This window comes from Blastomonas sp. 34TW, from assembly GCF_059803595.1.
Genome location: NZ_JAPFGW010000018.1, coordinates 23,420 through 46,377, shown reverse-complemented (window position 1 = coordinate 46,377; position 22,958 = coordinate 23,420). Strand labels below are relative to the sequence as shown.

Genomic DNA, 22,958 nt, shown 5'->3' with positions numbered 1-22,958 from the left:
GCCCGTGCTGGACAATGGCGATCTTTTCGGGTCGGCGGTGGCGCTGCGCGGCGAGATCCTGGCGGTCGGCGCGCCGGCCGCACCCGTAGCAGCCCCGGCTCCGGCTCCGGCTCCGGCTCCGGCGCCTGTGGAAACCGCTGCTGCTCCGGCCGAAAAGACAGAAACGCCCAAGCCTGCGCTGGTGTCGTCGCAGCCCGCTCCGGCAGCGCCTGCCGCCCCGGTTTCGCAATCGGTGCGAATCGATCTGCGCAAGCTCGATCAGCTGATCGACACCGTCGGCGAGATGATGATCGCGCAGGCGATGCTGGGCCAGCAGATGTCGACCTATGGCATGCGCAACAGCAGCGAACTCGCCATGCTCGAATCGCTGACCCGCGACGTTCAGGAACGCGCGATGGCGATCCGCGCCCAGCCGATCAGCACCGTGTTCAGCCGCGTGCCGCGTCTGCTGCGCGACCTGCAGGCGAGCACCGGCAAGAACATCAACCTGGAAGTCTCGGGCGAGACGACCGAAATCGACAAGACGATCATCGAACGCCTTGGCGATCCGCTCACCCATCTCATCCGCAACGCAGCCGACCATGGCATCGAGGACGCCGCCACCCGCACCGCGAACGGCAAGTCGCCCGATGGCACGCTCAAGCTCTCGGCCGAGCAGCGTTCGGGCCGCATCCTCATCCGCATCGAGGATGACGGTCGCGGCATCGATCAGGCCAAGGTGCTCAAGAAGGCCGTCGAAAAGGGTCTGGTCGCACCCGACGCCAACCTGTCGGCGGACGAGATCAACAACCTGATCTTCGCCCCGGGCTTCTCGACGGCCGAAACCGTCTCGAGCATCTCGGGACGCGGCGTCGGCATGGACGTCGTCCGTCAGAACGTGAAGGATCTGGGCGGCCGCATCACGGTGAAGACCGAGCCGGGCGCCGGCACCAGCTTCATCCTGACGCTGCCGCTGACGCTCGCCATCGCCGATGGCATGACCGTCACGGTGGGTTCGCAAACGCTGGTGCTGCCGCTGTCGCACATTGTCGAGAACCTGCGTCCGGGCGAAGGCGAGATCCACCGCCTGGGCAACGGCCGCCTGATGCTCAAGGCACGCGACCGGTTCATCCCGGTGGTGAACATCGCCCGCGCGCTCGATCTCGACGGCGAGATCAACGATCCGACCGAGGCGGTGCTGATCATCGTCGATACCGAGCTGGCAGGCCAGGCTGCGCTGCTGGTGGATTCGATCGTCGACCAGCGCCAGATCGTCATCAAGAGCCTCAACGCCAATTACCGCTCGGTCGAATGCGTCGCAGGCGCGACCATTCTGGGCGATGGCCGCGTCGCATTGATCGTCGATGTCGATGGCCTTGTCGCTGCCGAAGCGGGCACGCAGAGCTACCGGGAGGTTGCGTGAACGCGCAAGCCCTCTCTTTCGAGACGCTGCCGGGGATCAGCCGGGCCGTCTACTCGCCGGAGGATTTCGCCACCGTTCAGCGGCTGGCGCATGAAACTGCGGGTATCGTGCTGGTCCCTGCCAAGTCGATGCTGGTCTATTCGCGCCTGGCCCCGCTGGTGCGCGAATCGCGCTTCACCACCTTTTCCGATTATCTCGCCTCGCTGAAGGGCAATGAGGAGGAGCTGCGCCGGGTGATCTGCGCGCTGACCACCAACCACACCTATTTCTTCCGCGAGGACCATCATTTCGAGCATCTGGGCGAGGAAGTGGCCCCGGTGCTGATCGCCAAGGCGCGCAAGGGCCAGCCGGTGCGCATCTGGTCGGCGGGCTGTTCGAGCGGCGAGGAAACCTGGTCGATCGTCACCACGATCCTGGGCGAGGACGCGCGCATGGCGGCGACGCTGGCGGGCACCGATCTGCGCATCCTGGCGACCGATCTCGACGACAACGTGCTCAATACCGCGCGCGCAGCGAGCTATTCGACCGAGAATATCTCCGCAATGCCCGCCGAACTGCGCCGGTTGTGGACCCAGTCGAGCGGTGCCACCACCACGATCAACCCGCAGGTGCGCAATCTCGTGAGCTTCAACCGGCTCAACCTGCTGCATGACTGGCCGATGAAGCGTCAGTTCGACGTGATCTTCTGCCGCAACGTCATGATCTATTTCGACCAGCCGACCAAGGAACGGCTGGTGGCCCGGTTTGCAGATCAGCTGCTGCCCGGCGGGCATCTGTACATTGGCCATAGCGAACGCGTTATTGGCCCTGCCGCTGCCCGTCTTACGCAAATCGGTAAGACTATTTACCTTAAGGAGGGCGCATGAGCATTCGTGTCCTGATCGTCGATGATTCTCCCACCATGCGTGCGCTGCTGGTCGAGGCTTTGCGCCCGGCCGCGGACATCCAGGTCGTGGGCACGGCGGTCGATGCGCGCGAGGCGCGCAGCATGATCAAGGCGCTCAACCCGGATGTCGTCACGCTCGACATCGAAATGCCGGGAATGAGCGGCCTGGAATTCCTCGAAAAGCTGATGACGCTGCGCCCGACGCCGGTCGTGATCGTTTCGGGTCTCGCGGAAAGCGGCTCGGCGATGACGGTGCGCGCGCTCGAGATCGGCGCGGTCGAATGTTATGCCAAGCCCAGCGGCGCGGCCGGCAATATCCTCGTGTCCGACCAGGGTCGCCTTGCCGAGATGATCCGCAACGCTGCCCAGGCCAAGGTGCAGGCGCATGACCGCGCCCGCCCTGCCCCGGCCCCGCGCCAGACGCTGGGATCGGCGCAGACCCGGCTGATCGCGATCGGCGCATCGACCGGCGGCGTGGAAGCGCTGCACGTGCTGCTGAGCCAGTTCCCGGCCGATTGCCCGCCCACCATGGTGGTGCAGCATATCAACGGTGCCTTTGCCGAAGCCGTCGCGCGACGCCTCGATTCGGTCTGCGCGCCCAAGGTGATGATCGCCGAGCCCGACCTGCCGGTGCGTGCAGGCCATGTTTATATCGCGCCGGGCACCGAAAGGCATCTGGAAGTGCGCGGCAGCAGCAGTTCGGGCATGTATGTCCGCGCGCGGCCCGGTCCGAAGGTCAGCGGCCATCGCCCAAGCGTCGATGTGCTGTTCCATTCGGTCGCGGAAAATCTGGGCGCGGACGCCATCGGCATCCAGCTGACCGGCATGGGCAATGACGGCGCGCATGGCCTGCTCGCCATGGCCGAGAGCGGCGCGATGACCATTGCGCAGGACGAGGCGACTTCGGTCGTGTTCGGCATGCCGGGCGCGGCGATCGCGCTGGGCGCTGCCAGCGTCGTCGCGCCGATCCACCGCATCGCGCAGGTCGCCTTCGGAGGTGTTGCGCTATGCTGATGGAAACCATCGACTTTTCCAAGCACAAGCGGGTGCGTCTGATGGTCATGCAGGGCCAGGCGCGGGTGAGCGGCGATCCCAGGCTCGAGCTGACCACCGTGCTGGGCAGCTGCATCGCATGCTGCCTGTATGACGCCTCGAACAATATCGGGGGCATGAACCATTTCCTGCTCGCCAGCCCCAGCAATGATGCCGGGCTGGACGAACATTATGGCGTGTACCTGATGGAAGTGCTGATCAACGAGATGCTGGCTTATGGCGCGGACCGCCGGATGCTGCGCGCGCATCTCTATGGCGGTGCCAACATGTCCAGCGGAATGAGCTGGATCGGCACGGCCAATGCTGAATTCGCGACCTCGTTCCTCAAGGCGGAGGGGATTCCGTTGGTCAGCCAGTCGGTCGGCGGTCCGTCCGCCCGGCGCGTCGATTTCCGCCCCTATCATGGCCAGGCGCGTTGCCGCATCGTCGACAACTCGCAGGCTCCCAAAGACCTGCCCACACCCAAGCCTCGTGAAGATCACGGCGATATTGAGCTGTTCTGAGAGAAGGACCCCGAAAATGACCTGTGCTCAAGAAAAGACCCGCATTCTGACTGTGGACGACAGTCCCAGCATGCGCGCACTGCTCAAGCATGCGCTGACAGCGGAGGGATTCCATGTCGACCAGGCCGATGACGGCGTTTCCGCGCTCGATTGGCTTAAGGAGAACGAGTGCGATGTCGTTATTACGGACATCAACATGCCACGCATGGACGGCTTCGGCCTGATCGAGCACCTGCGAAAGGGCGCGATTCACGAGAATCGCCCGATCCTGGTGCTGACGACCGAGGCGTCCGAGGAGAAGAAGGCACAGGCGCGCCGGGCCGGTGCGACGGGATGGATCGTGAAGCCGTTCGACGCTGTGAAGCTCGCGGCTGCCGTCCGCCGCGTCACGCACTGATCCTGCTAGCCTGTTGTTGGGGGAAGAATGATGAACCGTCAGCTGATCACGTTTGAAGTCGAAGGCCAGACCTTCGGTATCGACATCATGGGCATCCGCGAAATCCGCGCCTGGTCGCCCACCACCCGCCTGCCGCGCGTGCCCGATTACGTCGCCGGCGTCGTCAACCTGCGCGGCATTGTGCTGCCGGTGATCGATCTGGCGGCGCGCCTGGGTTGGAACAAGTCCAAGCCCGGCGAGCGGCACGTCATCATCGTCACCGAGGTCAACGGCCAGCTCAAGGGCATGATCGTCGATGCGGTGCGCGATATCGTCACCTTCGACCAGAGCGCGCTGCAGCCGCCGCCGACCACGGGCGATTCGGTGCTGCCCTTCCTCGAAGGGCTTGCCTCGCTCGACGACCGCATGGTGATGGTGCTCGACCTTGTCGCCCTCACCCATGAAATCGAATATGCCGACGCTGCCTGATCGCAGCCTCATTTCCCGTAACTGAAGGGTCAAACCAATGACTGCCGCCGCCCGTGTTCTGATCGTCGATGACTCCATCACCATGCGTGCGCTGTTCACCAGCGCGCTGGAAAAGGACAAGAATATCGAGGTGCTGGGCGCCGCCCGCGACGTCATCGAGGCGCGCGAGATGATCGCCGAACTGCGCCCCAACGTGCTGACGCTCGACGTCGAAATGCCCGGCATGAACGGCATCGACTTCCTGGCCGAACTGATGGCCGAGCGCCCCATTCCGGTGGTGATGCTCTCCACGCTGACCCAGAAGGGCGCGGACATCTCGCTGCGCGCGATCGAGCTGGGCGCGGTCGACTGCTTCCCCAAGCCGCAAAAGGCGACGGCGGAAGAATTCGCCAAGATCTCGGGCAAGCTGTGCAAGACCGTGCTGACCGCTGCGCGCACCAATCTGGAAGCGCGCGCCAAGGCCAAGGACGCGGTCGATCTCAGCGCCTCGTTCAACTATCGCTGGAACGGCCAGGTTATCGCGATCGCAGGCGGAATGGGATCGATCGACCCGGCTACCGTCGCGGTCACCAGCCTGCCGACCAACTGCCCGCCGACCATCGTGTCGCTGGCGATCGACGAGGCGCTCTCGGCCTCGCTGACCGCCAATCTCAACAAGGATTGCCGCGCGCAGATCAAGATCGCCGAAGACGGCGCACTGCTCGAGCCGGGCATCATCCATGTCGCGGTCGATCCGCGCTACCATGTGGTGATCGACAGCTGGCCCAATGGACGCATCCGTCTGGTCGAGCGCGATCCCGTCAACGGTGCGCGTCCCTCGGCCGACCTGCTGATGGCCTCGCTCGCCAAGACCGTCGGTGCCAAAGGCGTCGGCCTGCTGCTTTCGGGCGGTGGTGAAGATGGCGCCGCCGGCATGGGCGCGCTGCGCGCCGCGGAAGGCACCTGCCTGTTGCAGTCGCCCGACACCGCGCTGATCCCCGAAATGATCGGCGCCGCCATCGCCAAGGGCATCATGAACTTCGTGCCCCCGGCGGAATTCGGTGCACGTCTGTGCCCGCCCGACGAGGCGACGCAGAATGCTGCATGACCGCACGGCCCTGCGCGTCATTGCCGATCTGCTGCGCTCTACCGGCCATCTGACCGAACAGGTCGGCTCGTCGCTCTGCCAGGACGAGGAAACGGCAATCCGCAACCTGACGCTGCTGCAGGACATCGACCTGCTGGCGCAGCGTCAGGTCGCGATCGCCGAGATCCTGGAATCGGAGGACCTGTCGCAGTCGCTCGCCAATTGCCGGCTCGAATGGATCGCCAGCGCCTACCGACCCGTCAGCACCGGCCACGCGCCGGAGGCCTGAGGCCGGATCACATGGCGCCGCCGCTGGCCATCCATAGCGCCATGGCGACCATCATGACGTTCTCGGTGAGCGAGACGAAGCCCAGCGGCACGCGCGAGCTGCCGCCGACACAGGCGCACTTGATGTCGCGCTTCTGCACATAGACCGCGTAGAAGACCGACACCGCGCCCACCGAACCGATGAACAGCGCTACCGGGATCGATACCCAGTCGAGCGCCCGCGCGAGCATTAGCACCCCGGCAAGCCCTTCGGCAAACGGGTAGATATAGGCATAAGGCAGCCAGCGCCGGGCCAGCAGATCATAGCCCAGGAACATCGTCGCGAACGCATCGACATCCTGCAGCTTGGGCACCGCAAGCAGGCACATCGCCACCGCGATAAACGTCTCGATCGTCATCATCGACACGAGCGTGCCCATGGTCAGCCAGCTGGTCGCGCCCGCCATCAGGGCGGCCATCGCGAACAACGCGATCACCGGCACATAGGAAACCGCGTCCGCGTCCTTCACTTTCTTGCCGAAATATCGGCGCAAATCGTCATTCCCGCCGATCCGCACCCCGTCGATAAAGGTCTGCGGCGTGGTCTTGACCCCATGCTTCGCCTTGAACGCATCGGTCTCCTCGCGCGTCGTCAGCCAGTGGTCCTCGACTGCATAGCCCTGGCTCTCGAGCAGATACTTGCTCTTGAGGCCATAGGGGCAGACATGCTTGTCCATCACCATGCGATGGAGCACGGCGGTCTTGCGCGCGGTCATTTCTTGATCTTCTCGAACAGCTCGATCAGCTCGTTGAACTTGATCCGCTGCTCGGCCGCATCGCCCGATGCGATCGCTTCCGACACGCAGCACGCGGCGTGATCCTTGAGGATCTCGCTCTCGGCCTTGGAGAGCGCCGCCTTGACCGCCTGCATCTGGTTGAGAATGTCGATGCAATATCGGTCCTGCTCGACCATCTGCGCGATGCCGCGCATCTGACCTTCGATGCGTTTCAAGCGGTTGAGGATTGCGGTTCTGTCCTTGGCCATGCTGATCCCTCCAAAATGGCGTTGCATACCATAGGGGGGTATAGTATGTGCGCCACAGAGGATAAGCAAGAACCATGCGCAGAGATTTTTCCAGACGCTCCATCCTGACCGGCATCGGCGGCACCCTTGGTCTGGCCGCCGTGCCAGCCTGGGCGCAGGGCCACAGCATGCACGGCGGCAGCCACGGGCGCGGCGGACCGCGTATTCCTGCGGGGTTCGACGAGGTGCGCGGGCCTGAGGTCAATCTCTCGATCGGCAGCGGCCATCGCATCGTCCAGGGGCGGCGCGGGCCGGGCATCGCGGTCAATGGCAGCGTGCCGGGCCCGCTGATCCGGCTGACCGAAGGCGACACGGTGCGCCTCAACGTCACCAACACGCTCGATGTCGACAGTTCGGTGCACTGGCACGGGCTGCTGGTGCCGTTCCAGTATGACGGCGTGCCGGGCATCAGCTTTCCGGGGATCAGGCCGGGCGAGACCTTCACCTACGAATTTCCCGTGCGCCAGTCGGGCACCTACTGGTATCACAGCCATTCGGGGCTGCAGGAACAGTCGGGCCATTATGGACCGATGATCATCGAGCCGAAGGGCGGCGAGACGGTTCGAATCGACCGCGACTATATCCTGCTGGTCAGCGATTTTACCACGCTCGACCCGCATTTCATCATGAAGCGGCTGCGCACTGGCGAAGGATTTTTCAACCGGCAGCAGAATACATGGACCGACGATTATCCGATGTCGGGCGACGAGCGCCGGATGTGGGGCGAGATGCGGATGATGCCCACCGATATCGCCGATATCGGCGGCAAGACCTATACCTTCTTGGCCAATGGGCGCGGCCCGAAAGAGGGCATGGAATATCTGTTCAAGGCCGGTGAACGCATTCGCCTGCGCATCATCAACGGCGCGGCGATGACCTTCTTCAACATCCGCATCCCCGGCCTGCCGATGACCGTGATCGCGACCGATGGCCAGCGGGTGCGCCCGGTCGAGGTGGACGAATTGCAGATCGGCACAGCGGAAACCTATGACGTGATCCTCGAGCCCGGCTCCGCGCCTGCCTATAGCATCGTAGCCGAATCGATGGATCGGTCGGGCATGGCGCTGGCGACGCTGGCGAGCGCGCCGGGGCTGCGCGCCGAGGTGCCGGCACTGCGCGACCCGCCGCTGCTGACCATGGGCGACATGGGCATGAACCATGGCGATGGCGCGATGGATCACGCTGGAATGGACCATGGTTCCATGGGCCATGGGTCGGGCGGCATGAGCATGCAGGGCATGAAGATGCGCGACACCACGCTGCTGCCGCCCGACGTCAAGGTCGGGCCCGGCATCGACATGGTCTCGATGGCCCCGGTCGACAAGATGGGCGATCCGGGCCTGGGCCTGCGCGATGTGCCGCACCGCGTGCTCACCTATCGCATGCTGGCTGCGGCCGAACCGAACCCCGATGCGCGCGAGCCGACCCGGCTGCTCGAACTGCACCTTACCGGCAACATGGAACGCTATATGTGGTCGTTCGACGGGCGCATGTATTCGGCGGTCAGCGACGTGCCGATCCGCTTTGCCTGGAACGAGCGCGTGCGGGTGAAGCTGGTCAACAACACAATGATGGCGCACCCCATCCATCTCCACGGCATGTTCTTCGAGATGGTCAATGGCGAAGCGCCCGACCGGCAACCGCGCAAGAACACCATGATCGTGCAGCCGGGCGCGAGCGCGCAGTTCGATCTCACCGCCAACGAGCCGGGCGACTGGGCCTTTCACTGCCATCTGCTCTATCACATGCACGGCGGGATGATGCAGACCGTGACGGTCGCCGGGCCGGACCAATCAGCATGAGGCGCGCAGCTCTTGTCGCCGCCGCGCTGATCCCGCTCGCCAGCCCGGCGCTGGCCCAGCCGCATCAGGGGCATGGCGACCATCAGGCCGGAGACCCGCACGCCGGACACCATGGCGCGCAGGTGGAGGACAGCGCCGAGCCCGCCGATCCGCATCAGGGCATGGACCATGGCGAAATGAACCATGGTGAGATGGATCACGGGTCTTCGGATCAGGACGCGGCCGACGATAGCACCATGGATCATTCGGCCATGGGCCATGGCGCGCCGGAGGCTGCGGCAGCCTCACCCGGCCCCGACATGGAAACCCCGCCCCCGCCCGAAGCCGGAAGCGGCGCGCCGCGCGCGGCCGACGCCGTCTGGGGCGCAGATGCCATGCGCGCCTCGCGCGAGGACCTGCAGAAAACCCATGGCGATTTCAACCTGTTCTGGTTCCAGGCTGACCGCGCCGAATTTCAGGCACGCGACGGCCGCAACGGCTATCTCTGGGATCTGCAGGGCTTTTACGGCAACACCACCGACAAGTTCTTTTTCAAGAGCGAGGGTGAAGGCACTTTCGGCGAACCGATCGAGGCGCTCGAGATCCAGGCGCTCTATTCGCGCGCGATCGCGCCGTTCTTCGATCTGCAGGCCGGATTCCGACAGGATCTCGCCGGGCCGGACACCAGCTATGCGGTCATCGGCATCCAGGGGCTCGCGCCCTATATGTTCGAGCTCGACAGCGCATTATTCCTCTCGCACCGGGGCGATCTGACCGCGCGGATCGAGGCCGAGCTCGACCAGCGCATCGCGCAGAGCATCCTTATCCAGCCGCGCGCCGAACTGAACCTTGCGGCGCAGGACGTGCCCGAGCTCGGGATCGGCGCAGGCATCGACAGTTTCGAGCTTGGTGTCCGCCTGCGCTACGAGATCATCCGCGAGATCGCGCCCTATATCGGTGTCGAACAGGTCTGGAAGACCGGGCGCAGCGCCGATTTCGCGCGCGCCGCTGGAGAAGACCCCAGCGTCACCAACTTCGTCCTGGGCATTCGTTTCTGGTTTTGACGATAAGGAAGCTTGTTATGCGTCTTGGAACCCTTTTTACCGGCCTCGCCCTCGCCTGCACCATGATTGCCGCCGCTCCGGCCGTGCTCGCCCATGCCAAGGTCGTCGCTTCGACGCCAGCCGACAATGCCGTCGTGGCCAAGCCCAAAACGGTCACCTTGACGTTCAACGAGGCGCTGTTGCCGCCGACGGCCGCCACCAGCATCGTCATGACCGCCATGCCGGGGGTCAAGGATCATGGCGAGATGACCATCCGCAATTTCACCACCGCCTGGTCGAACGGAAACAAGACCATGACGCTCAACCTGCGCCAGCCGCTTCGTCCGGGCAGCTATGAGGTTCGCTGGCAGGCCGCCGGAGCCGACGGTCATCGCATGCGGGGCAAGACAAGCTTCACGGTGAAATGATCCATGGCGATGGAGCTGGTCCAGCCGGGCATGCGCTTCGTGCAATATGCCCTGTTGCTCGGCCTGTTCGGCGGCTTCGCCTTCCATGCCATGACCGCGCATGCCTTTGCGCGCACCAAGGATCGCCGCAACTGGGTGATCTTCGCAGCCATGGCGGCCCCCGTGGCCGTAGCGTTCAGCCTGGCCACTGATATCGCGGCGATGATGGGGCAGTCGCCCCTCGATCTTGACGGGGCAGCGGTAGCATCGCTCGTCGGCGCCACCGATTTCGGACGGGCCGGGATTGTACGTGTCCTGACGGTTGTCCTCGCATGGGTGCCGGCGTTGCTTTTCCGGCCATCGCGCGCCAGCTGCAGCATCGCCGCGAGCCTTTATGGCGCCGCGCTCGGCACCCTGGCCTGGAGTGGCCATGCCGCGGTTGGCGAGGGTTTTGCCGGTTGGCTGCACCGACTGAATGACGCAGCCCATCTGCTCGCCGCAGGGCTCTGGCTGGGTGCGATCGGCTGGTTCGCGCTGCTCGTGCTGCGCGCCCATGCCGGATCCGATCCGGAGCGCACCATGGCGCTTGCGGCGGCGCTCAAGGGCTTTGCACCAGTCGGCGCGGCGCTTGTGCTGGTGGTGGCGCTGACGGGCGTCGTCAACAGCCAGATGATCTTCGGCCTCGGCCAGGCCCTGCCCGTTCTTTCGACACGCTATGGTCAGCTGCTCGTTGTGAAACTCGGACTGGTCGCGCTCATGCTGCTATGCGCCAGGTCCAATCGGTCGACAGCGCGAAGCATCCCGGAGGCTTGGAACGCTGGCCCGGCCCCGGATCAGCAAGCGCTCCAGACCATGCGTCGAACGCTGCTCGTCGAGCTGCTGCTCGCGGTGGCGGTGATCGCCGTCGTCGCGTGGCTCGGACTGGCATCGCCCATGCCAGGCGACAGCTGATCGGGCAAAACCGTCTGAGAGAGCGAACGCGGCTCTGTCCGGTCAATCAGCCAGTCGCACAACGCGCAAGGCCACAGCCAGGACCGGCGCGCAGCCCCTGATGAGCGCCCGACCAGTCGAGGTCAGAATTCCGACCAGTCGTCCTCGTCCTGCACCGTCTGCAAGGCGAGATTGCCCGCCATTTGCGGCACCGCACGCGGCCTTGTACGCTGCGTCGGAGCGCTGGGCCTGGCTTTGGCGGTCGCAGCAACAGCAGTGCCGCTGAACCGCTGCACCACCATCGCCAGATCATTGGCCTCGTCTGCCAGGCTGCGCGAAGCGGCAGTCGATTGCTCGACCATCGCCGCATTCTGCTGGGTCATCTTGTCCATTTCGCCGACGGCAAGGTTCACCTGCTGCAGACGGCTCGCCTGGACCTGCACCGAGGCCGAGATTTCCGCGATGCGGCTGTTCACGGCTGCCACCCGGTCGCCGATCTGCAACAGCACCGATCCGGTCTCGTCAACCAGCGCAACGCCATCGGAGACGCTGGCGGTCGAAGCCTGGATCAATTCCTTGATGTCTTTGGCGGCATCGGCCGAGCGCTGGGCGAGCGCGCGCACCTCGTTGGCGACCACCGCAAATCCCTTGCCAGCATCGCCAGCACGCGCGGCCTCGACCCCGGCGTTGAGCGCCAGCAGGTTGGTCTGGAAGGCGATGCCGTCGATGACATCGATGATGTTGGTGATCTCGCTCGCCGATTTCTGGATGGCGTGCATCGCATCGACCGCGCGATGCACAACGGCGCCCCCGTCGGTTGCGGCGACATGCGCCTCGGCGACCTGGGTGCCGACTTCGCCCGCATTCTTCGCGGTCTGCTGCACCATCTGTGTGACTTCTGCCATGGCGAGCGCGCTGTCGCGAAGGTTCGCCGCCTGCTGCTCGGTCCGCTGGGCCAGATCGTCCGACGCGGAGCGGATTTCGGTCGCTCCGTTCAGGACGTTGCTGGCGGTCTCAGCGACCTTCGACAGGATCGCCGAAAGCGCGGCGGTCGCATCGTTGAACGCATGGCTGATGGCATTGGCCTTTTCGCCCAGCGCAGCGTTGATCTTGATCGCATAGCCCAGATCGCCATCGCGCAGATGGCCAAGCGCCGAGGTAACCTCGCCGATCACGTCCTGCAGTGCCGCATCCGATTCCTCACGAGCCTTGGCATTGTCGCGGAAGATCAGCATCGCGCGGCTCATCCGGCCGACGCAATCCTCGAAATGCACATAGGGGATCGGCGAAGTGAGATCGCCCGAAGCAAGCCCCTCCATGCGGACAACAGTGGTCACATAGGGATCGCAGATGAGCTTCTTTGCGGCCAGCATGACACCGACTGCCGCAACCAGCGCGACAACCTCGGCCAATTCGATGGCCAGCAGGCCTCCGACCCCTGATAGGGTCACCGCCAGCGGGATAGCGGCGAGCACGCCCAGCAGCATGATCAGAGTGTCAAACTTCCGCCTGATGGGAGCATGGGCGGTAAAATGCTGAATCATTGATGTTCTCCTGGTCGCAGTGTGGAGAACCTATGGGACTAAGCGCAAATGCCTAACCAGTGGTTTAGGTTCAGCCCCTCCCCCCAAATTTTAGGGGGGTAGGTTCCGACGCGCGGCGTTCCCCCGAACAGTCTGGTTCCTGGCACCATGTCGTCAGGCTGCCGTCAGCCAGCCTGGGCAGAACGGCATGGACAGGAGGCTGGCATGACAAAGACCTTTCATCCCCCGCATTCTACGGTACCCGTCTGGGATCTCCCGATCCGGCTGTTTCACTGGTCGCTGGTGGCAGCGATTGCGATCGCTTTTGCATCGTCGGAAGAAGCGAGTCCCCTGGCCCCATGGCACATGGCCGCCGGATATGTTGCGGCGGTGCTGATCGTGTTTCGCCTGTGCTGGGGCTTTATCGGCAATGCCCAGGCCCGGTTCGCAAATTTCGTCAAGCCCGCCGCGGTTCTGCCTCATGTCCGGGAGTTGCTGGCCGGAAGACCGCGGCGCACGCTGGGACATAATCCGCTCGGCGGTCTGGCGGTGCTGGCGCTGCTTGTCGGCACGGCAACGGTCGTCGGCACAGGCATCCAGATGACGACGGGAGGCGGAAACGAGGATCTGCATGAAATCCTCGCCTTCTCGCTGCTCGGGCTGATCGTGGTCCATGTGATCGGCGTGGTGGTGATGTCGGTTCTGACGCGCGACAATCTGGCCAGGGCGATGGTCACCGGCCGCAAGCCCGGACCCGGGATGCGCTTCGCGCACGAACCATGCGTGCGCCGCGTGATGGCGAATCTCGCAGCGCTGATGATCGTCGGCCTGTCCGTGTTCGGCATCACCCGTTATGATCGCGACGCCTTCATGCCTGGATCGCGCGAAGAAGCCGAACATGCCAAACATCATGCATCCGCCAGCGCCCTGCGCATCGTCGGTCAGGATGATCATGACGAAGACTGATCCGGGAGCTGCCCCTTGCGCCTTCTGATCGTCGAGGACAATGAGCGGCTCGCGGGGCTGATCGCCGAAGGACTGGGACGACGCGGGTTCATTTGCGACATTGCGCCTGACCTCGCCACGGCGGAAGACAGCCTGGCGGGCGCCGAGTTCGATGCGATCATCCTTGATCTGGGACTGCCCGATGGCGACGGGCTCGCCTGGTTGCAGCATCAGCGTGCCCTGCGCCAGCTGGTGCCCGCGCTGATGCTCACCGCGCGCGGTGGGCTGGAGGACCGGATTGCCGGGCTCGACGCTGGTGCGGATGATTATCTCGTCAAGCCGGTGGACATCGAGGAACTGGCGGCGCGCATCCGGGCGCTGCTGCGACGGCCCGGACCGCGCGCGGTCAGCGTGCTGGAGAGCGGTCCGCTGCGCTTCGACCCGGTGACGCGCGAGGCGCGGCTCGACGATCGGGTGATCGACCTGTCGCGGCGCGAGGCCGATCTGCTCGAGCTGCTGATGCGGCGGCTGGGCAGCGTGGTGGTGCGCGATGCGATCGAGAATGCGCTGTACAGCTTCAACGAGCCGGTGACCCCCAATGCGGTCGAGGCGATCGTCTCGCGCCTGCGCCGCAAGCTCGAAGACGCGGGGCTCGCCGGGCAGCTGCATACCGTGCGCGGCGTCGGCTATATGCTGCGGAGCGGGTGATGGAGCGGCCGACACCGTCGATCTTCCGTTCGCTCGCGCGCGGCCTGGCGGTCGTCGTCACCGGCGGAACGTTCCTGCTGCTGGGCGCGGTGCTGCTCGAATATTGGAGCAGTTTCGCCGCGATGTCGGCGCCCGACGCGCTGCGGTCCGCGCTGCGCGAGATGGCCGAACATGTCGTGCTACCGGTGCTGGCGCTGGCGATCCCGATGATGCTGGCGATGCATTTCGTCATGCGACGCGCGCTCCAGCCGCTCGCCGAGGCGACCGACAGGCTGAACGCGGTATCGGGCCAGGACCGCAATATCCGTGTCGATGACGCACATCTGCCCGCAGAAATCCTGCCGTTCACGACGGCGGTCAACACGCTGCTGGGGCGGCTGGAGCAATCGGCGGCGCAGCAGGAGGCCTTTGCCGCCGATGTCGCGCACGAACTGCGCACGCCGCTCGCGGCGATGATGCTCGAACTCGACGGGATGGAGGGGGAGCCGGCGGCGCGGTTGAAGGGCGATGTCGCGGCGATGCGGCGGCTGATCGACCAGCTGATGCTGCTGGCGCAGATGGACGCGCAGGAGGCTGCGGCGACCGCGACCGACCATGTCGATCTGGCCCAACTTGCCAGCGACGTGATCGCCCGCACCGCGCCGACGGTGATCGCCTCGGGCCGGATGATCGAGCTGGTCAGCGAGGGCCAGCCGCCGAGCCTGCGTGGACGCCGCGAGGCGATCGGGGCCGCCCTGCGCAATCTGATCGACAACGCCGTGCGCGTGACGCCTCCTGCCGGCACGGTGCGGGTGATCCTGGATGGCAGCGCCGTCATCCGCGTGTCGGACGGGGGTCCGGGGCTTTCGGAAGAGCAGCTCGAACGGATGGTTCGGCGCACGGCGCGCGCCGATCACGCCAGTCCAGATGGCGCCGGCCTGGGCCTGGCCATCGTCCACCGCATCATGCAGGTGCATCGCGGATCGATCCGCACCGATCCAGCCTCGAGCAGCCTGATCCTCGATTTCCGGCAATAGCAGCCGCTGTCAGGCAACCGTCAGCTTTGCCCGTCACGAGGTCGGGATGGACAGGGCAAAGATTCTCTACGCAACTCTCGCGGCACTGGCGATTGTTGCCGCTTTCGCTGGCTATCGGCTGCTCGGGGGATCGGGTCAGCCCGATGGTGCCGGTCAGGAAACGGCCGACATGCAGGTAGCCCCCGGCATGCTGAACGCACAGCAATTGCGGCGCCTGGGCGTCCAGACTGTAGCGGCTGAGGCCGCGATGGACGTGCCGCTGGGCACCGTCCCCGCCGCCATAACCCTGCCTCCCGAAGCACAGGTGGCGGTCACCGCCCCGTTCGACGGCGCGATTGTCCGGCTGCATGTCATCCAGGGTCAGCAGGTTTCGGCCGGGCAAGCCCTGGCGACCGTCAAGAGCCGCGAGCCGCTGCAATATGGCGCGGAGCTTGCGCGCGCCCAGGCGCGGCTGGGCCTGGCCGAGGCCAGCGCCGCGCGCACCCGCCAGCTGGTCGATGAAGGCATTGTCGCAGGCGCGCGCGCCGACGAGATGAACGCCGCGATCCGCGTCGCGCGAACCGATGTCGCGGAAAATGCGCGCATCCTGCGTCAGGCAGGCGCCAGCGCATCGGGCGAGGTCACGCTGCGCGCGCCGATCGGCGGTCGCGTCGCGGCCATGACCGCGCAGGTCGGCGGGCCGGTGATGGCGACCTCGGCGCCCTTCGTGATCGAGAACAGCAGCGCCTTCGCGCTCGATCTGCAGCTGCCCGAGCGGCTGGCGGGCCAGGTGCGCCCCGGCATGCGCATCGCGGTCCCGGCAACGGGTGCGATGTCGGAACTGACCGGATCGATCCTGTCGGTGGGCAGTTCGCTCGATCCGGCGACGCGGTCGATCATCGCCAAGGCGCGGATCGACGGCACGCCGCCGCTGGTCGCGGGCAAGTCGGTGATGGTGGTGATCCATCATGACGGCGCACAACCCGGCGTCAGCGTGCCTTCGCGTGCGATGACCACCATCGACGGCAAACCGCATGTGCTGTTGCAGACCGGCAAGGGCTTCGCGCCGCGCGCCGTGACAGTTGCAGGCCAATCTGGCGACCGGACGATCCTGTCCGATGGGCTGAAGCCGGGTGAAAAGGTCGCGGTATCGGGCATCAGCGAGCTCAAGATGCTGCTGGCAGGGAACTGATCCGATGCTGCGCAAGCTGGTCGAAGCCTCGCTCCATTTTCGCCTTGTTGTCGCCGGGCTTGCGCTTGCGATTGCAGCGCTCGGAGCATGGTCGTTCGTCAACCTGCCGATCGATGCGTTTCCGGACATCAGCTCGACTCAGGTCAAGATCATCCTGAAAGCCCCGGGCATGACCCCCGAAGAGGTCGAAAGCCGCGTCATCACTCCGATCGAGATGGAGATGCTGGGCATCCCCAATCAGACGGTGCTGCGATCGGTCGCCAAATATGCGATTGCCGATATCACCATCGATTTTGCCGACGGTACCGACATCTACTGGGCGCGCAGCCAGGTCGCCGAGCGGCTGGCCAATGCGACGGCGGACCTTCCCGCCACGGTCGAGGGCGGGATGGCCCCGATCTCGACCCCGCTGTCGGACATGTTCATGTTCACCATCGAAGGGCCGCTGTCGCTGACCGAGAAGCGGCGGCTGCTCGACTGGACGGTGCGGCCCGCCTTGCGCACGGTGCCTGGCGTCGCCGATGTCAACGCGCTGGGCGGTATGGTCGAGACCTATGAGGTGCAGCCCGATGGGGCCGCGCTCGCCGCTGCAGGCCTGACCATCGAGGACCTCAAGGCCGCGATCGAGGCGAGCAACCGCAATGATGGCGCAGGGCGGCTGAGCGTCGCCGAGGAATCGCTGATCGTGCGCTCGGTCGGCGCGATTGCCTCGCTCGACGATCTCGCGTCGGTCGTCGTGCGCAGCGCGGGCGGTGCGGTGGTGCGCGTCGGCGATGTCGCGACGGTGCGCATGGGCAGCCTCACCCGCTATGGCGCGGTGACCAAGAACGGCAAGGGCGAGGCGGTGCAGGGTCTCGTGATCGGCCTGCGCGGCGCGGACGCGAGCAAGATCGTCGCCGGGATCAAGCAGCGTCTGGAAGAGCTGCAGCCGACGCTGCCGCCAGGCGTGACCATCGCGCCCTTTTACGACCGGTCGGACCTGATCGGCCGCGCGGTCGGCACGGTCGAAAAGGCACTGCTCGAAGCGACGGTGCTGGTCGTCATCCTGCTGTTGCTGTTCCTGGGCGATGTGCGCGCCTCGGTGATCGTCGCGCTCGCGCTCCCCATGGCGGCGCTGATGACCTTCATCTGGATGCGTTCGATCGGCCTGACCGCGAACCTGATGAGCCTGGGCGGGCTTGCCATTGCGGTGGGAATGCTCGTCGACGGCGCGGTGGTGGTGGTCGAGAATGTCGTCGAGAGGCTGTCCGATCCGAAGCATCGCGGCGCGACCAAGCTCAACGCGGTATTCGTCGCCACGGCCGAAGTCGCAACCCCGGTCGCCTCGGGCATGGCGATCATCGCGCTCGTCTTCCTGCCGCTGCTGACGCTCGAAGGGCTGGAGGGCAAGCTGTTCGCGCCGGTGGCGATGACCATCGTGCTCGCGCTTCTCTCCGCGCTGATCCTGTCGCTGACCCTGGTCCCGGTGCTCGCCTTCTATGGCCTCAAGCGCGTCGAGGGGCATCATGAGCCGGTCCTGATGCGGTGGATGACACCGCTTTATGCCCGGCTGCTCGATGCGAGCTTTGCGCATCCCCGCCGGGTCTTCATCGGCGCTGGCGCCGCTCTGGTGCTCGCGGGCGGGGCCTATGCGTTGACCGGCAAGACCTTCCTGCCGACCATGGACGAAGGTTCCATCATCGTGCAGCTGAGCAAGCTGCCGAGCATCGGCCTTGATCACAGCACCGCAGGCGACATGAAAGTGCAGAAGGCGCTGCTCGCCGATGTGCCCGAGATCGAGGCGGTGATCGCGCGCGTCGGGAGCGACGAGCTGGGGCTCGACCCGATGAGCCCCAACGAGACCGACAGCTTCCTGCAATTGAAGCCGCGCGACGAGTGGCGCCGGGCCGACAAGGCCTGGCTCACCGATCAGATCCGCGCGGTGATGCACGATTTTCCGGGCATCGAGCCGACCTTTACCCAGCCGATCGAGATGCGCATTTCCGAGATGCTGACCGGCGCGCGCGGCGATCTGGTGATCAAGCTGTTCGGGCCCGACCTCAAGGAGCTCTCGCGCCTGGCCGGCGAGATCCAGGGGCGGCTGGAGAAGATCGAGGGCACGACCGAGGCGATGACCGTCGCCAACGACACCGTCGACTATCTGCAGCTCGACATGGACCGCGTGGCCGCCGGACGCGCCGGGATGCCCGTTGATCTGCTGCAGGACATGATGCGCGCCAATGTCGAGGGCGTGCGCGCAGGTACCGTGACCGAAGCGGGACGCCGCGTGCCCGTAATGATCAAGGGCACCGGCGGCGCGGGCATGGACCCAGCGCAATTTGCCGATCAGCTCTATCGCGCGCCTTCGGGCCAGCTGGTGCGGGCAAGCGATGTGGCGCATGTTCGCCAGGTCGCGGGCCCAGTGAAGCTGGAGCATGAAAACGGATCGCGCTACGCGATGGTCCAGGCCTTTGTCGGCGGGCGCGATCTGGTCGGCTATGTCGACGATGCGAAGCGCGACATAGAGGCCAATGTGAAGCTTCCCCAGGGCTATCGGCTGGTCTGGGGCGGGCAGTTCGAGAACCAGCAGCGTGCCTCGGCGCGGCTGATGGTGGTGCTGCCGATCTCGCTCGTGCTGATCTTCCTGGTGCTCTACGCGACGCTGGGATCGGTGCGCGCCTCGCTGCTGATCCTGGTCAACATCCCCTTTGCGATGGTCGGCGGCATCATATCGCTGGCATTGTCGGGTGAGTATCTTTCGGTCCCCGCCTCGGTCGGGTTCATCGCGCTGCTCGGCATCGCGGTGCTCAACGGGCTCGTCATGGTCACCTGCTTCCGGCAGCTGCGCGAGGACGGTCTGAGCCTTCAACAGGCGGTGCGCCAGGGCGCGGCACGGCGGCTGCGCCCCGTGATGATGACCGCGACGATCGCCGCGTTCGGGCTGGTTCCGCTGCTGTTCGCGACCGGGCCCGGATCGGAAATCCAGCGCCCGCTCGCCATCGTGGTGATCGGCGGGCTGGTCAGCGCGACGATGCTGACACTGATCCTGCTCCCCATTCTCTATCAGCGCTTCGGCGAGAGCCGGGCGGAGCGCGACGCCGGCGCACTCGATACAGCCGCAGGAGAGGCTGCATGAAGCGCCGGTTCGTCCTGATCGCCGCGCTGCTCGCCAGCACCATGCCTGCGCTGGCGCAGCCTGGCCTGCCGCCCGAGCCGCAGGTCCGCGAGGCGCTCGATCAGCATCCTTCCGTGCTCGCCGCGATGGCGCGAGTCGCGGCCGCACGCGCCGATGGGGAGGCGCTGCGCGCGGGCCCGCACGAGTTCCAGCTGACCACCAGCGCGATCCAGCGCAGCGTTGAGCGCGAAGGCCGCTATGCCGAGTTCGATGCCTCGCTCAGCCGTCCGATCCGGCTGCCGGGCAAGGCGCGGCTCGACCGGCAGGCGGGAGCCTCGGGCGTCGCGGCGGCGGAAAACCGGATGGAGGACGCGCGCCACCAGGCAGCGCTGCTGCTCGCCGACTATTGGTGGGACTGGCTGGGCGCGGCGGCCGAGCAGCAGATCGACGCGCAGGCGGTGCAGAATCTGGAACGCTCGCTGGCCAGCATCCGCCGCCGGGCAGAACTGCGCGATGCCGCACCGATGGAGGTCGATCAGGCCGAGGCGGCGCTGGGTGCGGCACGGTTGCAGATGCAGCAATCGGCGGGCCGCGCTGAGCTGGCCAGGGCGCGGATCGCGGCGCAGTTCCCGGGATTGGCACTGCCTGCCGCGCCGGACGACCTCCCACTGCCCGAGATGCCGCAGGCAAGCCTTGCCGAACTGCGCGCCCTGGTCATCGCGCGCAGCCACGAGATCGGCGCGGCGAGGGCCGAGGCCGAGCGGATGCAGGCGCTGGCCGATCGCGCGCGGCGCGACCGCATCGCCGATCCCAGCGTCGGCGTTCGCGCCTTCAGCGAGCGCAGCGGCCAGGAAACCGGGATCGGCCTGATCGCCACGATCCCGATCGGCGGGCGGCATCGCAGCGCGCTTGCCGACCGGGCGGGCAGCGAGGCGGCGGCGGCCGAGGCGATGGCAATGGCGGTCGCGTTCGACGTCAAGGAAATGGCCGATACCGATGTCGTCCAGGCCGATGCTGCCTGGTCCGCCTGGCAACGCAGCCGCGATGGCGCCAGGGCGCAAGTCGCCGCCGTGCTGAAGATGCGCAAGGGCTATGATCTGGGGGCGATCGATCTGGCCGACCTGCTGCTCGCCGAGCGCCAGACGCAGGACATGTTCCGCGCAGAGATACAGGCGCGCACCGAGGCGCTGCGCGCCATCACCCGCATCCTGATCGACAGCCACAGCATCTGGATCAGCGACGAACTGTAGCGGACAAATTCCTCGAAGCTTCGGACGCCGGGAAAGTCCATTGCCACCCATATCGAGGCGGTCAGCAGCCCGCTGCGAAGGGCCTGTTGGGATTGCCAAACCAGCATCCGCGAATACGCAGCTCAGACGGCACCAGTCCGAACTGGGGCTGGCAAAACGCAAGGTTTCGGAGGCTTTAGCCCATTCGCGAGGCGCTCAGCGAATGGGTGTCTGGTGCCAGAAGAGAACACAATAACATCAAATAAAAATTTGATACTATTTTTAAAACATAATTTGATTTTTCTCAGTGGCACAATTGATGGCACATAAAACAACGAATTGGAAGATTTGTGTCCCGATTTTTATTTATCTCTTGTTGCCTCACTACATCGATTGGACGCTCATGGCAAACCGAATCGGAAATTTCGACTGACAACCTGTCATCGCTGAAAGCTTCCACTGTCCTCGAGCGGCGGCTTTTAACAGCCTGCACTTCTCTCGCGATTGCCCCTGACACAGGCATAACCAACGGCAAACTTTTACCGGCACTGACCATAGCCCTCCGCCAAGATGGCAAAGCCTCCAAAATGGATCAGTCTCGCTGCCTCCTTGTAGAGGCATCGCTGTCCAGACGGGACGATACCGACTACAATCGGAGGGTGGAGGAGGTCCTATGAATCTTCGTTCCTGCATAGCCGCCCTGCTGGCCTGCCTGATGTCGATGGTCACGGCGCCTGCCAAAGCCGATGATGTCGCGCCAAGCTCACGTGTATCCAGCGCGGTACTGGTCCGCGAGGGCCCATCCACTGATACTGCCATTCTCGCCCGGCTCCGTCCGGGAGATAGCGCGAGATTGGTCGGCGAAGTCAGCGGTTGGTATATCGTCGCTCTCCCAGACGGAACGCGCGGCTATGTGAGCAAGGCGTGGACGATCGTGCTGCCTCAGGAAGGCGCCGCGCCACTTATCGGTTCGGCACACAAGGTACACGTAATCGACGTGGGCACGGGCCTGGCAGTTTTCGTCGAAGGCCCGGGGTACACTGTCCTTTATGATGCGGGTAGCCAGGACGATCTGCATGACGGCGAAGAAAACCGCGTCGTCGCTTATATACGCACGGCGCGGCCCGACCTGACCCGGATAAACCACCTAATCCTCAGCCATCCGCACAAGGACCATCTCCAGCTTATGCCTGGCGTATTCTCGGCTTTCCAGATCGATAACGTCTGGGAATCCGGGCGCGTCAACAAAACGGACGGCTATTGCCACTTTCTGAAAGCGGCCATGGCCGAGCCGAGCTCGCGCTATCATGATGCTATCGCCGCCAACAGCAGTCGCGCAGTGACGTTCACCGGCAGCGGGTGCAACGGCACTGTGACCGTCCGCCAGTCCGACATGATGACAGCCGCACCAGTTGCGTTGGGCGCCGACGCCCGCATGCATTTTCTGTTTCGGGATGCTCATCCCTATTCAGATCCCAATGACAACAGCGTGGTGATCAGGCTCGACCTTGCCGACGGGCGCATCCTTCTCGCCGGCGATGCCGAAGGTGGGGAACGCGAACCACCTGCGAGCCCTCCCAGCCCCCGAAGCATCGAAGCGAAACTTCTGGCATGTTGCGCGAGCGACCTCAAAGCCGATGTGCTCGTGGTCGGGCATCACGGCAGCCTGACATCGTCCCGGACCAGCTTCCTTGATGCGGTTGGCGCAAAAATCTACGCCATCTCTTCCGGGCCATATCCCTATCATCGCGTCCGCCTGCCCGATGAAGAAATCGTGGACGAGCTTGAGCGGCGCGGGCAGGTACTGCGCACCGACCGAGAAGACGACTTCCGCATCGACGATGATGCTCGTTCCTGCGAGATGCGCGACCGCAAGATCGGACCCGATGCGGACGAAACGCCTGGTGGTTGTGACAATATCCTGATCAGCGTCACCGGTTACGGCTCGATCACCGCCGGCTACTCTGGTCTCGTCGACTGACGCA

At 65.2% G+C, this 22,958-nt stretch carries 22 protein-coding genes; 19 read left to right on the top strand and 3 right to left on the bottom strand.

The window, feature by feature from the left end:
- The 8 genes from OPU69_RS17990 to OPU69_RS17955 all read left to right on the top strand — a co-directional run.
- On the top strand, positions 1-1,402 hold a 1,402-nt coding region (locus OPU69_RS17990; protein WP_498512914.1), incomplete at its 5' end, for a chemotaxis protein CheA.
- Positions 1,399-2,268, top strand: coding sequence for a CheR family methyltransferase (locus tag OPU69_RS17985; RefSeq protein WP_060980190.1), 870 nt, complete (start codon positions 1,399-1,401; stop codon positions 2,266-2,268). The genes OPU69_RS17990 and OPU69_RS17985, both read left to right, overlap by 4 nt.
- Complete coding sequence (locus tag OPU69_RS17980) at positions 2,265-3,302, top strand: protein-glutamate methylesterase/protein-glutamine glutaminase (RefSeq protein ID WP_060980191.1); 1,038 nt, start codon at positions 2,265-2,267, stop codon at positions 3,300-3,302. The genes OPU69_RS17985 and OPU69_RS17980 overlap by 4 nt, the downstream gene beginning before the upstream one ends.
- Entirely contained in the window at positions 3,302-3,844 is a 543-nt protein-coding gene (locus OPU69_RS17975; protein ID WP_060980205.1) for a chemotaxis protein CheD, read from the top strand. Before OPU69_RS17980 ends, OPU69_RS17975 begins: the two co-directional genes overlap by 1 nt.
- A gap of 16 nt (positions 3,845-3,860) precedes the next feature.
- A complete protein-coding gene (locus OPU69_RS17970; RefSeq protein WP_081096883.1) occupies positions 3,861-4,241 on the top strand; it encodes a response regulator in 381 nt (126 codons plus the stop codon).
- Between the two features lie 30 nt (positions 4,242-4,271).
- Positions 4,272-4,709: a chemotaxis protein CheW gene (locus tag OPU69_RS17965; RefSeq protein ID WP_023836565.1), complete on the top strand. Its 438-nt coding sequence runs from the start codon at positions 4,272-4,274 to the stop codon at positions 4,707-4,709.
- A 37-nt stretch (positions 4,710-4,746) separates the two neighbouring features.
- Complete coding sequence (locus OPU69_RS17960) at positions 4,747-5,796, top strand: chemotaxis protein CheB (protein WP_060980192.1); 1,050 nt, start codon at positions 4,747-4,749, stop codon at positions 5,794-5,796.
- A complete protein-coding gene (locus OPU69_RS17955) occupies positions 5,786-6,064 on the top strand; it encodes a hypothetical protein (protein ID WP_498512911.1) in 279 nt (92 codons plus the stop codon). Before OPU69_RS17960 ends, OPU69_RS17955 begins: the two co-directional genes overlap by 11 nt.
- A gap of 7 nt (positions 6,065-6,071) precedes the next feature.
- Here the strand turns inward: OPU69_RS17955 and OPU69_RS17950 are convergent, their stop codons facing one another.
- The gene (locus OPU69_RS17950; RefSeq protein ID WP_498512909.1) at positions 6,072-6,818 is read right to left on the bottom strand and encodes a MauE/DoxX family redox-associated membrane protein; all 747 of its coding nucleotides are present in this window, start codon (positions 6,816-6,818) and stop codon (positions 6,072-6,074) included.
- On the bottom strand, positions 6,815-7,087 hold the full coding sequence (locus OPU69_RS17945) for a metal-sensitive transcriptional regulator (RefSeq protein ID WP_060980195.1): 273 nt from the start codon (positions 7,085-7,087) through the stop codon (positions 6,815-6,817). Before OPU69_RS17945 ends, OPU69_RS17950 begins: the two co-directional genes overlap by 4 nt.
- 74 nt (positions 7,088-7,161) lie before the next feature.
- Here OPU69_RS17945 and OPU69_RS17940 point away from each other — a divergent pair, with 74 nt between their 5' ends.
- Genes OPU69_RS17940 through copD form a run of 4 tightly spaced genes read left to right on the top strand, consistent with a single transcriptional unit; the run spans position 7,162 to position 11,308 of the window.
- On the top strand, positions 7,162-8,928 hold the full coding sequence (locus tag OPU69_RS17940; protein ID WP_498512907.1) for a copper resistance system multicopper oxidase: 1,767 nt from the start codon (positions 7,162-7,164) through the stop codon (positions 8,926-8,928).
- A complete protein-coding gene (locus OPU69_RS17935) occupies positions 8,925-9,971 on the top strand; it encodes a copper resistance protein B (protein WP_498512905.1) in 1,047 nt (348 codons plus the stop codon). The genes OPU69_RS17940 and OPU69_RS17935 overlap by 4 nt, the downstream gene beginning before the upstream one ends.
- Positions 9,972-9,988: 17 nt before the next feature.
- Positions 9,989-10,378 (top strand): copper homeostasis periplasmic binding protein CopC, encoded by a 390-nt coding sequence (gene copC, locus OPU69_RS17930; RefSeq protein WP_498512903.1) that lies wholly within the window; start codon positions 9,989-9,991, stop codon positions 10,376-10,378.
- A gap of 3 nt (positions 10,379-10,381) precedes the next feature.
- Positions 10,382-11,308: a copper homeostasis membrane protein CopD gene (copD, locus tag OPU69_RS17925; RefSeq protein ID WP_498512901.1), complete on the top strand. Its 927-nt coding sequence runs from the start codon at positions 10,382-10,384 to the stop codon at positions 11,306-11,308.
- A gap of 122 nt (positions 11,309-11,430) precedes the next feature.
- Here copD and OPU69_RS17920 read toward each other — a convergent pair whose 3' ends face one another.
- The gene (locus OPU69_RS17920; protein WP_498512899.1) at positions 11,431-12,774 is read right to left on the bottom strand and encodes a methyl-accepting chemotaxis protein; all 1,344 of its coding nucleotides are present in this window, start codon (positions 12,772-12,774) and stop codon (positions 11,431-11,433) included.
- A gap of 261 nt (positions 12,775-13,035) precedes the next feature.
- Here OPU69_RS17920 and OPU69_RS17915 point away from each other — a divergent pair, with 261 nt between their 5' ends.
- The 7 genes from OPU69_RS17915 (at position 13,036) to OPU69_RS17885 (ending at position 22,954) form a co-directional block, all read left to right on the top strand.
- Positions 13,036-13,776, top strand: a complete 741-nt coding sequence (locus tag OPU69_RS17915; RefSeq protein ID WP_060980199.1) for a cytochrome b/b6 domain-containing protein — start codon at positions 13,036-13,038, stop codon at positions 13,774-13,776.
- Positions 13,777-13,791: 15 nt separating this feature from the next.
- Positions 13,792-14,463, top strand: coding sequence for a response regulator transcription factor (locus OPU69_RS17910; RefSeq protein WP_498512896.1), 672 nt, complete (start codon positions 13,792-13,794; stop codon positions 14,461-14,463).
- Complete coding sequence (locus OPU69_RS17905) at positions 14,463-15,479, top strand: sensor histidine kinase (RefSeq protein ID WP_498512894.1); 1,017 nt, start codon at positions 14,463-14,465, stop codon at positions 15,477-15,479. The genes OPU69_RS17910 and OPU69_RS17905 overlap by 1 nt, the downstream gene beginning before the upstream one ends.
- A gap of 46 nt (positions 15,480-15,525) precedes the next feature.
- Positions 15,526-16,650, top strand: a complete 1,125-nt coding sequence (locus OPU69_RS17900) for an efflux RND transporter periplasmic adaptor subunit (protein ID WP_060980202.1) — start codon at positions 15,526-15,528, stop codon at positions 16,648-16,650.
- Between the two features lie 4 nt (positions 16,651-16,654).
- Positions 16,655-19,765: an efflux RND transporter permease subunit gene (locus OPU69_RS17895; protein ID WP_498512892.1), complete on the top strand. Its 3,111-nt coding sequence runs from the start codon at positions 16,655-16,657 to the stop codon at positions 19,763-19,765.
- The gene (locus OPU69_RS17890; RefSeq protein WP_498512890.1) at positions 19,762-20,994 is read left to right on the top strand and encodes a TolC family protein; all 1,233 of its coding nucleotides are present in this window, start codon (positions 19,762-19,764) and stop codon (positions 20,992-20,994) included. The genes OPU69_RS17895 and OPU69_RS17890 overlap by 4 nt, the downstream gene beginning before the upstream one ends.
- Positions 20,995-21,646: 652 nt before the next feature.
- Positions 21,647-22,954 (top strand): MBL fold metallo-hydrolase, encoded by a 1,308-nt coding sequence (locus tag OPU69_RS17885; protein ID WP_498512888.1) that lies wholly within the window; start codon positions 21,647-21,649, stop codon positions 22,952-22,954.
- Positions 22,955-22,958: the final 4 nt, after the last annotated feature.